The following is a 15,022-nucleotide window of genomic DNA, read 5'->3' on the forward strand; positions in this document are numbered from 1 at the left end:
GTTTTTCACTGGAAGAACCCACTTACGAACTCAGGGAATTCGGCAATGATGGCCGCAATGGGCAGAATGACGGCGATGCTGCAGGCCTCGGTTAGCTCAGCTATGCGGCGCGTTGTAGGTGAGATGCGTGACGCGGGAAATGCGGCTAAGGCAGTGGCTGCAAGCATGGGGACGACCAGGCCAGCGGCGACTGGCCAATTGCCCTCGAACCACTGTTGAAAGGCGACGGCCACAATGACGGCAAGACCAGCTAAAGCAGTACAGGTGGAAGCTACTTTCCGGGCTTGGCCACGGGAGTGAATTGCACAAAAGACTATGACAGCAGCAGCCATGCCTAGAGGCCACCACTTGTTCGCATAGGCTCCGGAGAAAAGTACCACCAGGGTGAAGATGCTGAGACTTCCGGTGCCACTGCAGAGGATGCCATCGAGGATCCACCCCGCTCGCTTAGGTGCGTTGTGGGATATTTCGGGAGTTTCGCTGTCATCGAAGCTCTCGCCGGCGGCAGGGACTTTGGGTACGCGAATACCGGCAGCCTTGATAGCGATGGAAGGTGCCAGCAGTATCAGGATGACTGCACTAGCAGCGGTGAGCGCTCCTGATTGAACCGAGTTGTGGAAAAGTGCGACAGCCGCAGCGTAAATACCGAAGGTAACTGCAGCACTGAGACTCGTCGCGCCCAGGGTAACGGTGATGCGGTTGTCGCCGTCGCCGGTGTTGGAAATGAGAAAAATCAAACCGATGACGGCAAGCGCGACACTAATCGCAGCAGTCGGCGGCCAGTCGGTGAGTATGCGGTGTAGGTCGAGGCCAACGAAGCAGAGCCCCGAAGAGGTGCCCAGAATGAGCACTTGCAGCTCCAGGGACATGACAATCGCCGGTTTTGCGCTACGCAACAGCGCCAGGCGCAGTCCACCCGCTACTGCCAGCAGCGCGATGAAGCTGATTGCCGCGGCCAGTGTGGAATCGGTACTGCTCAAGCTCAGTGAGGCAGCTGCGATTGAAGCCGTGGCCACGAGGGCGGCGGTACAGCCAACAACCAAATCAGCCGTCCCGATACCATCGGTATAGGTGGTGTCGGTAATAGCATCGGCGGCATCGAAGAGTCGAGGTTTGGGCACGGGACCTGGGTCGTTGATAACAACCAGGCGTTCGCCTGGTGCAATACCGGCATCGTTCAGGGTGTCGTCGGCAAGCAAAATCGTGCCAGTGGCGGTCCGTAGCTGCCACTGTGCCAGCGGGAAGTCCGCAATGTCGATATCGAAAATTTGCAGGATATCCGGTACAAGTGCGGCGATTGCGACGTTGGTCGGTAACGCAAGGTCTGCGTGTGCTCGGTTGGTGTCTTCGGGCATGTGTGCGGCATCAATGCGCACGCGAATGAGTTCCCCCAGCATGTATTTCCCCCATGAATTCTGCATGCTTTAGTCCCTCTAGAGTGTCGTACAACTCGCTAGAGCGCTACTCGGAGTAGTAACTGCGCGTGCCCCCGCTATCAGTTTCGGTCATGCGCTGCGAGAATCCGGAGTGTGTTTTAAGCTATGCGTACACCGATTGGTCGGGGGATTGGCCGTCGAGTGAACACAAGGGGCGACACATAGCGGGGGGGATTTTTGTGACTAGTGCACAGGCGGAGATTTCGGCTACCCGAAAAGCGGGGCCGCAGCCTATGACGGGCACAATCGCGCCGGATGCGCCTCCAGAAGCGCCGGAGCCACAGCCGGTGCCGCTGATGCGTGCACTCATGCCGTTAATCATGGTCGTGGCGGTGGTCGGCATGGTGGTGTTGATGTTTGTCTCTGGGATGGGACGTAACCCGATGTCGTTTATGTTTCCGCTGATGATGGTGTTTTCCACTGTGGGCATGATGGTGTCGGGCGGGGCGGGAAATAAGGACATGGCACCGGCGCGGAAGGACTATCAGAGGCATTTGTCCAGTATTCGCCGCGCGGTGGCGAAAGCAGCGAGGATGCAGCGTGAATCGGCGCAGTTTATCCACCCTCGGCCTGGAACTCTGTGGCAGCTGGGGGCGATGGGGCGGGCGTGCGAGCGTCGAAAGGGGGACTCGGATTTCTTGCAGCTGCGCATCGGGGTGGCAACGCAGCAGCCCGCAACGCCTGTAACACCACCGGCAATTCCGGCGCCCGAGAAACTGGATCCGGTTTCCGCCGTAGCACTGCGGGAAGTTATTCGATCGGCTCGTCAGGTTGAGGGAGTGCCCTTTGCCATAGATGTGTCAGCCTTTGAGATCATCGCGCTCACTGGAGATACCGCGGCGCAGGGGCTGGCTCGAGCAATGGTCGCCCAAGCTGCTGCGCTGCATCATCCGGAGGATTGCCTGATTGCAGTTGTGGGAGATGAGTGGGAATGGCTGAAATGGACGCCACACCACGGACACCCCGCAGTTACTGATGCCTGTGGCCCAGCGCGGTTGCGGGCGGCGACGTGTGCGCAGCTGACTGAGCTGCTCACGGCTATCGACACACTGCCAGCTGCAGTTCTGATTGTGCTGGCGGATTCGAACGGACAGCACGATGTCACTGAACTGACACCGATTTTTGACGCGGCGGGGTCGGAGACCTCGGTAGTACTACTGACCGTCGTGGAAGCGCAGTCAACGTTGTGGGAGGCAGCGGTTCACCATGGCATCGCGCTGGTTGTTTCCACTACTGCTGTGCATGCGGAAACCGCGTCCGGACGGGAGGAGATTGGCGTACCTGATCAGCTGAGTCCAGCAGAAGCGGAGGTGCTTGGGCGGAGCTTGGCGCGTTTTGAAGTGCCAACAAGCGCAGATGATTCCGTTAAGACCTCGGAAGATCCGGTGATGGAGGAGCTCGGGCTCTATCCGCCTCCGACAACTCTGCGCTACCGACCGCGCTACGGCAGTGCGCGTCTGCGAATTCCTGTGGGGGCTGATGACAGCGGCGCGCCGGTCTATCTGGATTTTAAGGAGAGTGCCGAGGGCGGCATGGGGCCACACGGTTTGTGCGTTGGCGCCACAGGATCGGGTAAGTCGGAATTCCTCCGAACGACCGTGGTAGGGCTCGCAGCCACGCACAGTCCGGATCAGTTGAACTTTGTGCTGGTGGACTTCAAGGGCGGGGCGACGTTTCTGGGCCTGGATCAATTGCCTCATGTTTCGGCGGTGATTACCAACTTGGAGCAGGAGCTTATCCTGGTCAACCGCATGGAAGACGCACTGCGGGGTGAGATGACGCGGCGTCAAGAGCAGCTACGCGCTGCGGGGAATTTTGCCGGTGTCAGCGATTATGAGCAAGCCCGACGCGCTGGGCAGATAGATGCGCCACCCATGCCTGCGTTGCTGATTGTGGTGGATGAGTTTTCGGAGCTGCTCTCCGCACGCCCGGAGTTTGCTGAGCTCTTCGTTGCGATTGGTCGGTTGGGGCGTAGTTTGCACATGCATTTGCTGCTGGCCAGTCAGCGTCTGGAGGAAGGCCGCTTGCGCGGGTTGGAAAGCCATCTTTCCTATCGTATTGGGTTGAAGACCTTTTCCGTCGCGGAGTCCCGCAGCGTGCTGGGCGTTCCGGACGCCTATCATCTGCCGGCCATCCCGGGCATCGGCTATATCAAATCTGCTGCCGCCGAGCCGGTGCGGTTCCGGTCGGCGTATGTTTCCGGACCGGTGGTCCGTCCGCAGCCTATTGACGGTGCGACGGCTGGGGCAGAGCAGGGGCTGCAGGGGCAGGTCGCAGCTGTCGCTGAATTTACCGCTGAAAATTGGACGCGGGAGGCTTTCGGTGCGTCGTCAAGCGATGGCGGAATGGTAGATCCGCCTGCGCAGACATCGGAGCAGACGGTGCTCGGTGCCGTGGTGGCAGCGGTGTCGCACGTACCGACACGTGCGCATCGGGTGTGGCTGCCACCATTGCCGGAGGCCATCGAGCTTCAGCCCGACGAGCAGCTGCCGCGACAGCGATTGACCGGTGTGATTGGGCTGGTGGACAAGCCGCTGTTTCAGCGTCAGGACCCACTGCGTATTGACCTGCGCACGACCGGCGGGCACATGGCAATCGTCGGAGCGCCGCGGTCAGGAAAGACCACTGCCGCACGCACAGCGATCCTCGCGCTTGCCGACGGCATCAGCGCCCGTGACCTGCATTTTTATATCGTCGACTGTGGTGCGGGCGGCTTGAGCGACCTGGCTGAGTTGCCGCATGTCGCGTCGGTTGCACACCGCGGAGACGAGGAGCTTATTCGCCGTACGATTGGTTTTTTGCGTCGTGAGGTAAGTCGTCGGGAACAGCTCTTTCGCACTAATGGATGGCTCTCTCCGGAAGTAGCACGGGCGGCAGGACAGCCGGATTCGGTGTTGGTCATTGACGGCTGGGGTGCGTTCAAAACGGAGTTTCCGGCGCTGAGTGACGATGTGCAGGCGCTGGTTGCAGATGGATTGGCGGTGGGAATTCATGTCCTGCTCACGGCCTATCGCTGGACGGACATGAGACCTGCCGTTCGCGACCTGATTGGTACTCGGATCGAGCTGCGGCAGGCGGAGTCGATGGATTCAATGATTGACCGTAAGGCAGCGGAGCTGGTGCCGGAGAGCCCAGGACGCGGAGTCGCGCCGGGCGGGTTTGCGATACTGGTAGCTCTCACCGGCGCTGCGGACACTAAGCGGATTGCAGAGACAGCGCCGCACGGTGAGCAGGCACCAAAGCTCCAGTTGTTGCCGCGGCGGATTGATATTGCGCGTTTGCCGCGACCAGCGGCCGCTGCGAGAGGTGCGATTGCAGTGGGGCTCGAAGAAGCCGGTCTGGGCGCGGTGATATTCCACCCAGAAAAGGATCGTCACCTACTGATATTCGGTTCGGCGGGCAGCGGCAGAACCGCCGCGCTGAGGGGCATCGTTCACCAGTTGCGGTACTCGCAGTCGGACTCGAAATTCGTCGTAATTGACTACCGCCGTGGGCTAATGGAGGCCGTGCCCCAAGAGCGGCTGGCCGGCTATGCGGGCTCGGCTGCGGTGGCGACACCCATGCTGGCAGAGCTGGCAGAGGTACTGAAGGCTCGTCTCCCGCAACCGGATATCACCCCAGCGCAGTTGAAGGCCCGAAATTGGTGGAGTGGTCCAACCATCAATGTCATCGTGGACGACTATGACCTCGTGGCCGGCTCGCGGGGTAACCCCTTGCAGCCGCTGGCAGAAGTCATCGCTCACGCCGCCGACATTGGGCTCAATATCTTTTTTGCCCGTCGAATCAGCGGGGCGTTGCGGTCCCTCCACGACCCGGTCATGGGTGCGGTTAAGGACCAGGGTGCCAGCGTCTTTGTTATGGACGGCACACGCGACGACGGCCCCATCCTCGGCGTAAAGCCCTGCGAGCAGCCGCCGGGCCGTGGCTATTGGGTGGCGCACGGCCAGAGTCCGCAGATTGTGCAGTTGGGTTGGTTGGATACCGCTGGTGACCAGGAGGACAGTTGATGATTCGGGTCGAATCTTCTTCCACCACCCAGACCCCGACGCTGCGCCACGGCACCTGGCACCTGTGGGGACTCGCGGCACCTGCAGACACCGCAGAACTGGCGGTGCATGGCCCTAGACCGCTTCTCGAGAGCATGCAAACAGTCATTGTGCCCAGCTATTGGGGTGCTGTGCGACAGTGCCGGTTGGCCTCCGCGCTATTGGCTGCTGAACTCAATCCGTACATCCTGACGCTTGCCGACGCCGTTGTGGAACTCGATGAGGCAACTGTGTCTCATAGCGTGTTGGTGGAAGTAGAAGAAACGCGTGTCTGTGTCACTCGTCTGAGCGGGGGCCACATTGCCAGTCGGATGACACATTTGGTCGGAGCGAACGACAGCGCACCATTGGTGGAAACAGTCATTGCGCTGGCTTATCAGCTGACCATGTATCCGGATGCGCCCCAGGGGATACCCGATGATGTGGAAGTTAGTGGTGGGCGCGGTATCACTGAGTATCCGCCCCGCTGGCAGGAGGATATTGAGTTCATCGTCGGCGAAGTTCCACCCGGGCTAGCGAACCCGCGGCGAGCTCTACTAGTCGATCGTCTGCGCGACCGTGGATTTTTAGTCTTCGACTGCCCAGCATCGCGGCTCGGGGAGTGCGTAAATCCGGCCTGGTTGAAAAACATCGGCGACGCTGAAGCCGGTGAAGTGGAGCCGTCGGAGGATTTCGCGGGGCGGCGTCCTGCAGCCAGGGCAGAAGTCAGCTCAGCGTCGAATCAAAGCACAGTTGTGTCAGTAGCTGCCGTTGGTTTGTTGACGGTGGTGGTTCTGATTGTTGGGATTGCTGCATGGCTCATTAGTGGCGGCATAGTTAGGGAGAACGAAGGGAGACAGAAGCAGCGTGAGACATCGCACGCACAGGCTCCTCCTGTAACTACGCCTCCTGTAACGACGCCTCCATCCACATCGAAACCAGGTCCCGATTCTGCTCCCGTAGTCAAACTGACCAATGCGGGCGTGGAAGCTCGGTTTCCCGGCGGGTGGGAGCTTGACTCGGCAAGTCCGTTAGACCGTCTGATTGCGGTGGATGGCGGAGATATGCGCGTCTTGGTGCTCGCTAGCCCGCTTTCGCAGGACATGGCGCTTGAACATCTAGCCGCCGCTTTGAGCAGCTCCGTTGCCGGGGATGAGACAAAGTCCGCGCCGGAACGCAGACAAGTACTGGGCACCGATGTCGTAGTCGTAGAGGAGCGGCTGCCGTCAGGTAATTCGATAGTGCTCTGGCATCACAAAGTGATGGACGGAACTCAAGTCAGTGTGGGGTGCCAGTTCAGAGGAAGGACTATTGCGCCGGTACGACCCGTATGCGACCAGGCAGTAGTAAGCGCTCGGCCGGTGCCGTAATACGCGAGGGGCGTAGAGAAAGTGACTGGGGGATGGGCGGGGGTAGGCAGGGGTAAAGGTTGGAAAACCAAAATGGAACCGAATCGGGGTTTTTCGCGCCAAACAATATGACGGGTTTTTAACGCGGGAAGCTGGCTGGCTCGCGCGGGGAGGTAAAAATGCCGTCGTTAATCAGTCACTCAACACGAATAAGGGGGAAACAGTGGCAAACCTATTTGCAGCCGAATCAGATCAAATGACCACTACCGCGGGGGACGTCGATGGCGTCAACTCGGAAGTACAGGGCGAGCTGGGTCGCATTCGAGGCGTCGTGGACGGTCTGGCGGGGGAATGGAAGGGCCAGGCTAAAGACAGCTTCGTTGGGATGACGCAGCTATGCGTCTATCCAATGCGCTGACGGATATCGCGGATAACATCCGCGCAAATTCCAGCAGCTTCGATGCGGGCGAGGACGAGGGGGCGTCGTCGTTCAAGCAGGTGGCAGCAGCGGGTGCGTCGTTGCTGAACCTCTAAACGTTTTGTCGAATCGCACAACCACAACACTGAATCACACAACACACATCACCTTTTGGGGAAAGGGTTCTTAATGCAACCAATTAGGTACAGTTTTGGCGGCATCGACGGTGCTGCCGATGACATTCGGTCCACTTCTGGCACCATCAACGGGCTGCTCGGAGATTTGAAGAAGCGCATCGCGCCGATGGTCTCTACGTGGGAGGGTGAATCGTCGGATTCTTACCAGGAGGCTCAGCGTGAATGGGACACAGCAGCGGAGGAGCTCAATATGATTCTCACGACTATCGCGGATACGGTCAGCGCAGGTAGCCAGCGAATGGCGGATATTAACCGCCGCGCGGCAGCTAGCTGGGGATAGCTTGGTTCCTGATTGAGGCACTTTTGATTGAGCTATGTAACCGGGGGAGGGGAGGACATTGCTCAATTGAGATCTTCAGTTAGGTATCTGCCTTTGAAGTATTCTTGCTAGCAGCACTCCAGGGGGGGGGGGAAGGCCAGTCTCAGCAGTTTGCGGCTGAGACTGGCTTTGGCATTTTTTGTTCTAGTGCCGTCTCAAGGTAGAGTAGTCAAACTGTGTGCGCACACGTGAATGTTGCCTCGGGTCTCCACCGGCCGCCGGGGAATAACAACAGTGTGCACGGTGGCTGGCAAATCTACACGGACCCTAAAAGGAGTCATGTTGTCTACTTTCCATCCGAAGGACGGTGACATCGAGCGCAAGTGGTACGTCATCGACGCTACCGACGTTGTTCTCGGCCGTCTGGCTACTCACGCCGCAGACTTGCTGCGCGGTAAGGGCAAGGCTTACTTCGCCCCTAACGTCGACTGCGGTGACCACGTCATCATCATCAACGCCGATAAGGTGCACGTCTCCTCGAACAAGCGGGAACGTGAGATGCGCTACCGCCACTCGGGCTTCCCGGGCGGCCTGAAGTCGATGACCCTGGGTCGTTCCCTCGAGGTTCACCCGGAGCGTGTTATCGCTGAGGCTATTGAGGGCATGATGCCGCACAACAAGCTTTCGCGTGCGTCCATCAAGAAGCTGCACGTCTTCGCCGGTTCCGAGCACCCGTTCGCCGGTCAGAAGCCTGAAAACTACGAGATCAAGGCGGTGGCACAGTGACCAACCCACAGGACGTCAATGAGAACCAGAACGTAGAGGCCACCGAGGCTTCCTACGATGATGTTCAGGCTGCCGCTGCTGCTGCCACTGAAGAGTTCACCTCTTCCATCGGCGACGCAGTTGCTACCGAGACCGAGGCTGAGGCTGCTCCGGCTGCACCGCTGACCCTGGATCGTCCGATTCAGACTGTCGGTCGTCGTAAGCGCGCTGTCGCCCGCGTCGTTCTGACCGCTGGTTCCGGCAAGATTGTCTGCAACGGCCGCGAGCTCGAGGATTACTTCCCGAACAAGCTGCACCAGCAGGAGATCAAGGATCCGTTGGTCCTGGTCGAGCGCGAGAGCCAGTTCGACATCAAGGCCAACATCAACGGTGGTGGCCCGTCCGGTCAGGCCGGTGCTCTGCGCCTGGCTATTGCTCGTGCCCTGAACGAGTTCAACCCGGAGGAGCGCAGCGTTCTCAAGAAGGCTGGCTTCCTCACCCGCGACGCTCGTGCTGTCGAGCGCAAGAAGGCTGGTCTGCACAAGGCCCGTCGCGCACCGCAGTACTCCAAGCGTTAAGCTTTACTGCTTCGAAAAGCACCTCAGTTTGCGTATTACACGCAAGCCGAGGTGCTTTTTTGGGTTAAAGTCCGCCGTGACCAGGCATGGCTGCATTTTTGAGACAAGCCCCGTACGTTAGACTTTTATCCGTTAAAAATTGCCACGAGAATCGTTTATCGCGGTGCGATTGCAGTGCGATGAAAGTGCGATTGCAGTGCGATGGGAAGAAGGAAATCGTATGGCGGTGAGCACCACAGCCACCAAGACCTCCGACGCGAAGAGCTCCTCTAGCTCGTCGTCGGTGGCGAAGCATCCCTTCCGCATTCGACGCGTACCAGGCATTGATGGGCTGCGCGGTCTGGCCGTTGCCACAGTGGTGATCTACCACTACTTCGATAATGTGCTGCCCGGTGGCTACATCGGTGTGGATATCTTCTTCGTGCTCTCCGGATTTCTTATCACCTCGCTTCTGGTGCGCGAACGCGCGGTCACTGGGCGCATCGATCTAAAAGATTTCTGGCTCCGTCGACTGCGCCGCATCGCTCCGGCTGCGATGTTCGTGTTGTTTATTTCCATCGCCGTCGCAGGTCTGGTCGGCGGGGATCCCGCTGTTGGCTTGTCGACGCAGTTTCTCGGCACGGTCTTTTTCGTCAATAACTGGACGCAGATTGCGGGCTCTCAGTCCTATTTCGCGGATTCCGGAGTGCAGCTGTTAGCGCACTACTGGTCACTGTCGGTGGAGGAGCAGTTCTACTTGCTCTGGCCATTGATCTTTGTGGCTCTTCTCGCCTTGAAGCTGGCATCTCGCAAGCTGGCAGCAGTGGCGGGCATTGGGGCGGTTGCTTCTTTCGTGTGGATGGTCTCGCTCTATGATCCGAAGGTCGACCCCACGAGGGTCTACTACGGTACCGATACTCACGCCTTTGGTCTCCTGTTTGGCGCGGCCCTCGCATTGTGGTTGACATCGACGTCGTCACGCGCAGAGGCGGACTCCTGGCCACGCACGGAACCCCTCCTGCGGGACTTCTTTGGCAGTTCCGCCCAGGCTTTCGTAGTGGCCTCGCTGCCGCTGATCTTCCTTTCGTTGGTTCTGCTGATGATGTCGGATACCGCGTCGGCGACTTACCGCGGTGGGTTGGTGTTCGCCTCGTTGCTGTCGGCGGCGATTCTCTATCTTGTCGTTCGCGGTGTCTCACCCGTGCGTCAGATTTTTGAGTTCAAGCCACTGTGCTGGCTGGGAAAGATTTCCTTCTCGCTGTACCTGTGGCACTGGCCGGTCATCGTGCTCATCCGCGAACTGCTGGAGCGCAATGAGGCCATGCAGTATGAGAACCTCGCTGCCTTCGCAGGCATCGCGCTATCGCTGCTTTTGGCGAACTGGTCGTACAAGAATGTGGAATCGCCAATTCGCCGGATGGGTTACCGCCGTTGGATGTTGCAGTTTTCGGGCACGCAGTTTGCCGGTTCCTGGAAGCCGCGCGTTGCAGCAGGGCTGGCGCTGGTCGTCGTGGTTGGTGCAGTTGTGGGAATGGCTACGGCGCCGAAGATGACGCGTTTGGAGGCACAGCTACAGGAGGCAGCTGAGCGCCGTGCACAGGCACAAAAGGCGGAGGAAGCCGAGTTGGCCAAGCGTGTTATGCCGCGTGGTGACCAGATCACCGCTATCGGCGACTCTGTGATGCTCGCCTCGGCGTCGGCGTTGGAAGAGAAGCTGCCCGGTATCTATATCGATGCGGCTGTTTCCCGTGGTTATCCGGCCGCCCCGGAGATCATCGCGAGTATGAAGGCGGCGGGTACGCTCGATCCATTCGTCGTGCTGGGCCTTGGTATCAATCAGTCGGCTGCGGCATCGGACGAACACCTGTTGGATGAGATCCTCGATTCGCTGGGTGAAGACCGCATCATTGTCCTAATCAACCCGTACGGTGATCGTGTGTGGATGCCGCAGTCGGAGAAGGAAGTCCTCGACGCGGCAAAGAAGCGCGACAATGTCTATGTGTCTGACTGGTGCCATGGTGTGCGTGACGATTTGTCCAAGCTGCGCGCGGACCTTATCCACCCGACCCCGGATGGCGCCGAGGTCTATGCCAATGCCGTGGTCGATGCTTTCCAGCAGTATGCGAAGAACAAGAAACGCATTCCGGACACCTGCGGAATCTAATAAAAATCTAGTTAGTAGTGTTTCCACGGTAAAGTAAGTGGCTGTGGCCAAACAAAAGTCTTCCTCCAGTCACCGCGGATTAAAGATTTTCCTCGGCATCGTCCTCGGTATCTTCGCACTCTTCGGTGTGTTTTACGCTGTCGATTACGTGCTGAACAAGGACCATGTCCCGCGCGGGTCTACCGTCGCGGGTATTGACATCAGCACGCTGAGCGCGAATCACGCTGAGGCGAAGCTCGAAGAACAGCTCGGTGATCTTTCCACTCATCCAGTGGCGTTTCGTGCCGGCGAACGCACGGCGGAGGTTCTGCCCGAGGAGGCGGGGCTGAGCATCGACTGGGAGAAGACGGTCGCGCAGGCGGGCAAGCAGACGGCGAACCCAGTTACCTGGGTGCGCAGTTTCTTTACTACCCGTGAGCTGGATTTGGTCAGCGATATCGATAGCTCTAAGTTCGAACCGCAGGTCGACCGTCTCGTCGGCGAACTGACTATTGCTCCCGTCGATGGCGAGGTCAAGCTTGTCGACGGCCGCGTGGAAACAACTCCACCGGTCATCGGCCAAGATGTCGACCGCAATGCGGTCAGCGGGGATTTGGCCGCCAAGTGGTTGTCGCCGGAGGGCATCGATGTAGAGACCACCGCGCACGACCCGGCTATCGGTGAGGATCAGGTCCGTGAGGCAGCTGAAGGAGAGGCCGCCGATGCGGTGTCGGGCCCCATTGTTGCCAAGGGCCGCGATGGCAAAGATGGTGTAATTCCGCCGGAGCGCATGGCTGAAATCATCAGCTTTGTGCCGCGCGACGGTGGATTGGCCGCCGATATCAATGTCGACCGCGCACGCGAGATCCTCGAGGAGGGGCTGGCTGCTTCCGAGGTTGATAAGCGCAATGCGTCGATACGCTTTAGCGGTGGTGCGCGTGAAGTGGTCCCCTCAGTTGATGGCGTAGCCGTGAAGTGGGATGAAACTATGAAGGACTTCGCCGAGCGTGTGACTTCGACGGATAAGCGCGAGTTCGATGCGGTCTACGAGGACAAGCCCGCCACCTACACCACCGAACAAGCGGAAAGTGCCACCTTCGATGATGTCATTGGTGAGTTCACCACCGGTGGCTTCAGCTCGGCATCGGGAACAAACATTGCCCTGGTGTCGCAGATGGTCAACGGCGCATTCGTGGCGCCGGGCGATACATTCAGCCTGAACGGCTACACGGGGCCGCGCGGTACTGCGCAGGGTTTTGTCGAGTCGGGCATCATCCTCAACGGCCATGCGGATAAGGCTGTCGGCGGTGGCATTAGCCAGTTCGCCACCACTTTGTACAATGCTTCGTACTTTGCGGGCATGGAGGATGTCGCGCACACCCCGCACAGCTACTACATTTCGCGTTACCCGGCCGGCCGTGAGGCGACGGTGTACGAGGGCGCAATCGACCTAGCGTTTAAGAACAGTTCCGACACTCCGATTCTCATCGAAGCCGTTACTACTGGCTCCGACGTCACTGTGCGCATCAAGGGTGTGAAGAAGGTCAACGTCGAGTCCATCAATGGTGGCCGTTGGGCATACACGCAACCGCAGCGTATGCAGGTCAGTGGCAGCTCTTGCCAGCCGTCGTCGGGTGCGCAGGGCTTTACCACTTCCGACACACGCGTCATTCGGGACCTCTCGGGCGCGGAAATCTCGCGTGAAACTCAGACTACGGTTTATGACCCGCAGCCAATTGTGTCCTGTGGCTAGTCTGGATTCGCCTGCGCGACCGGCTAAAGTAATACAGCATTGACAATGCAATAGTCCGCGATACCAAAACTCATAAAACCCCCAAGGAGTGGTCTAGCAACAATGGCACGTCTTTTCGGAACTGATGGCGTCCGCGGTTTGGCGAATAAGACTCTGACCGCACCGCTGGCAATGCGGCTGGGCGCTGCTGCGGCCACTGTGCTGACTAGCGGCACGAATCCGTCGGGGCGTCGTCCCCTGGCCATTGTTGGCCGCGATCCGCGTGTCTCCGGTGAGATGCTCGCCGCAGCGCTGTCTGCCGGCATGGCTTCCCAGGGCGTCGACGTTTTGCGTGTCGGCGTGCTGCCCACTCCGGCTGTCGCTTTCCTCACCGACGACTACGGTGCCGACATGGGTGTGATGATTTCGGCTTCTCACAACCCCATGCCGGACAACGGCATCAAGTTCTTCGCCGCGGGCGGCACCAAGCTTGACGACGCGGTGGAGAAGGAAATCGAACACGCTCTCCACAACTTGCCGGAGACCGGACCCACGGGCACCGGAGTGGGGCGTGTCATCGAGGAGGCCCCAGACGGGCTCGACCGCTACCTGTTCCACCTCTCCCGTGCGGTCAGCACCAAGCTCGACGGCATTCGTGTCGTGGTGGATTGTGCAAATGGTGCTGCTTCGCAGGCCGCCCCCATGGCGTACGCGGCCGCCGGTGCCGACGTCGTCGCTATTCATGACAAGCCGAACTCCTACAACATCAACGACAACTGCGGTTCCACCCACATTGAGGTTTTGCGCGCGGCAGTGCTGGAGCACGGCGCGGATCTGGGGCTGGCTCACGATGGCGATGCCGACCGCTGCCTGGCTGTGGACTCGCAGGGCAACATCGTCGATGGTGACCAAATCATGGCCATCCTGGCCGTCGCCATGAAGGAAGAGGGGCTACTGCACCACAACACGCTGGTGGCCACTGTGATGAGTAACCTCGGCCTCAAGCTGGCGATGGAGGAAAACGATATCGCCCTGCGTACCACCAAGGTCGGCGACCGCTATGTGCTGGCTGATTTGAACGCTGGCGGTTACTCGCTCGGCGGTGAGCAGTCGGGACACGTGGTCATTCCGGATCATGCGACCACTGGTGACGGCACCCTCACGGGTCTGTACCTCATGGCGCGGATGGCACGCACCGGTAAGTCTCTGGCTGAGCTGGCCTCCGTAATGAAGGTGCTGCCGCAGACTCTTATCAACGTGCCGGTGTCCAACAAGGCCGCAATTCTGGAGTCTGATGAGGTCAAGGCCGCCATCGATGCAGCCGAGGAGAAGCTGGGTCCCACCGGTCGCGTGCTGTTGCGCCCGTCCGGCACCGAGGAGCTCTTCCGCGTCATGGTGGAGGCCGCCGATGCGGAATCGGCCCGCAAGATTGCCGGGGAGTTAGCTGCGGTTGTGGCCGCAGTCTAGAGTCAGGAGTGTGGAAATGAATGACGCGCCAGAGGACATTAAAGCCCGCTTTGCCCCGGGTGAAGCCGACATCCAGGTAGAGGTGGTCGATCGTGACGGTCGGGTTCTCGGTACCGTCGGCAAGCTTGAAGCACACGTTCCACCGGGAATTTTGCACCGTGCTTTTTCTCTTTTCCTCTTCGATGAGCAGGGACGCATGCTGCTGCAGCGCCGTGCGGAGTCGAAGTATCACTCACCACTGCTACTGACGAATGCGACCTGCTCGCACCCACTGCCGGGGGAGCCGGTGGCCGATGCCGTTGAGCGTCGTGCGAAGGAAGAGCTCGGTGCGGATGTCTCTCAGTTGGAGGAAATCGGCATTGTTATCTACCAGGTCATCGATGATCGTTCGGGATTGGCGGAGCACGAGTACAACCACGTGTACGCCGGCATCGTCGATCCGAAGTCGGTGGATATCAACCCCGATGAGGTCGATGAAGTGGTGTACGTGACCCCGCAGGAGCTCGCAGAACGTCGTGCGAACGAACCGATGACGGAGTGGTTTAACCACGTCTGGGGTGTCGGGGCGGAGAAGTTCTCCAAGTACGGTTTCGACATTGCGGGTGTGCCGGGTATCCATGGCCCAGCGGAGGCGCAGGCTGCCGCGCAGTCGGTTTCGGAAAAGGATGTGTAGC

Annotated in this window: 12 protein-coding genes; 11 read left to right on the forward strand and 1 reads right to left on the reverse strand. The window is 59.5% G+C overall.

From position 1 onward, the window contains the following. Positions 1-5: 5 nt before the first annotated feature. Entirely contained in the window at positions 6-1,421 is a 1,416-nt protein-coding gene (eccD, locus tag HMPREF2562_RS05005; RefSeq protein ID WP_224783772.1) for a type VII secretion integral membrane protein EccD, read from the reverse strand. Between the two features lie 194 nt (positions 1,422-1,615). On the opposite strand from eccD, the gene eccCa reads away from it, so the two are divergent. From eccCa to idi, 11 genes are all read left to right on the forward strand, one after another. Further along, positions 1,616-5,443 (forward strand): type VII secretion protein EccCa, encoded by a 3,828-nt coding sequence (eccCa, locus tag HMPREF2562_RS05010; protein ID WP_145989717.1) that lies wholly within the window; start codon positions 1,616-1,618, stop codon positions 5,441-5,443. Beyond that, entirely contained in the window at positions 5,443-6,831 is a 1,389-nt protein-coding gene (locus tag HMPREF2562_RS05015) for a type VII secretion-associated protein (RefSeq protein WP_070549708.1), read from the forward strand. Before eccCa ends, HMPREF2562_RS05015 begins: the two co-directional genes overlap by 1 nt. Positions 6,832-7,033: 202 nt before the next feature. Further along, positions 7,034-7,228: a WXG100 family type VII secretion target gene (locus HMPREF2562_RS11185; protein ID WP_371325806.1), complete on the forward strand. Its 195-nt coding sequence runs from the start codon at positions 7,034-7,036 to the stop codon at positions 7,226-7,228. Further along, on the forward strand, positions 7,207-7,344 hold the full coding sequence (locus HMPREF2562_RS11190; protein WP_371325807.1) for a hypothetical protein: 138 nt from the start codon (positions 7,207-7,209) through the stop codon (positions 7,342-7,344). Before HMPREF2562_RS11185 ends, HMPREF2562_RS11190 begins: the two co-directional genes overlap by 22 nt. Positions 7,345-7,417: 73 nt before the next feature. Continuing rightward, entirely contained in the window at positions 7,418-7,705 is a 288-nt protein-coding gene (locus HMPREF2562_RS05025; protein WP_005509924.1) for a WXG100 family type VII secretion target, read from the forward strand. Positions 7,706-8,026: 321 nt separating this feature from the next. Next, positions 8,027-8,470 carry a 50S ribosomal protein L13 gene (rplM, locus tag HMPREF2562_RS05030; RefSeq protein WP_005509852.1) on the forward strand — a complete coding sequence of 148 codons (444 nt, stop codon included), beginning with the start codon at positions 8,027-8,029 and terminating at the stop codon, positions 8,468-8,470. Further along, complete coding sequence (gene rpsI, locus HMPREF2562_RS05035; protein WP_016422091.1) at positions 8,467-9,027, forward strand: 30S ribosomal protein S9; 561 nt, start codon at positions 8,467-8,469, stop codon at positions 9,025-9,027. The genes rplM and rpsI overlap by 4 nt, the downstream gene beginning before the upstream one ends. Before the next feature lie 220 nt (positions 9,028-9,247). Further along, positions 9,248-11,170 (forward strand): acyltransferase family protein, encoded by a 1,923-nt coding sequence (locus HMPREF2562_RS05040; RefSeq protein ID WP_070549709.1) that lies wholly within the window; start codon positions 9,248-9,250, stop codon positions 11,168-11,170. 43 nt (positions 11,171-11,213) lie between these two features. Then, on the forward strand, positions 11,214-12,902 hold the full coding sequence (locus tag HMPREF2562_RS05045; protein WP_049193322.1) for a VanW family protein: 1,689 nt from the start codon (positions 11,214-11,216) through the stop codon (positions 12,900-12,902). A 102-nt stretch (positions 12,903-13,004) separates the two neighbouring features. After that, positions 13,005-14,348 (forward strand): phosphoglucosamine mutase, encoded by a 1,344-nt coding sequence (glmM, locus tag HMPREF2562_RS05050; RefSeq protein WP_070549710.1) that lies wholly within the window; start codon positions 13,005-13,007, stop codon positions 14,346-14,348. A 16-nt stretch (positions 14,349-14,364) separates the two neighbouring features. Continuing rightward, positions 14,365-15,021, forward strand: a complete 657-nt coding sequence (gene idi, locus HMPREF2562_RS05055; protein WP_016422095.1) for an isopentenyl-diphosphate Delta-isomerase — start codon at positions 14,365-14,367, stop codon at positions 15,019-15,021. Position 15,022 lies beyond the last annotated feature (1 nt).

The sequence above is a fragment of the Corynebacterium sp. HMSC077G07 genome (genome assembly GCF_001809225.1).
Lineage (GTDB): Bacteria > Actinomycetota > Actinomycetes > Mycobacteriales > Mycobacteriaceae > Corynebacterium > Corynebacterium jeikeium_D.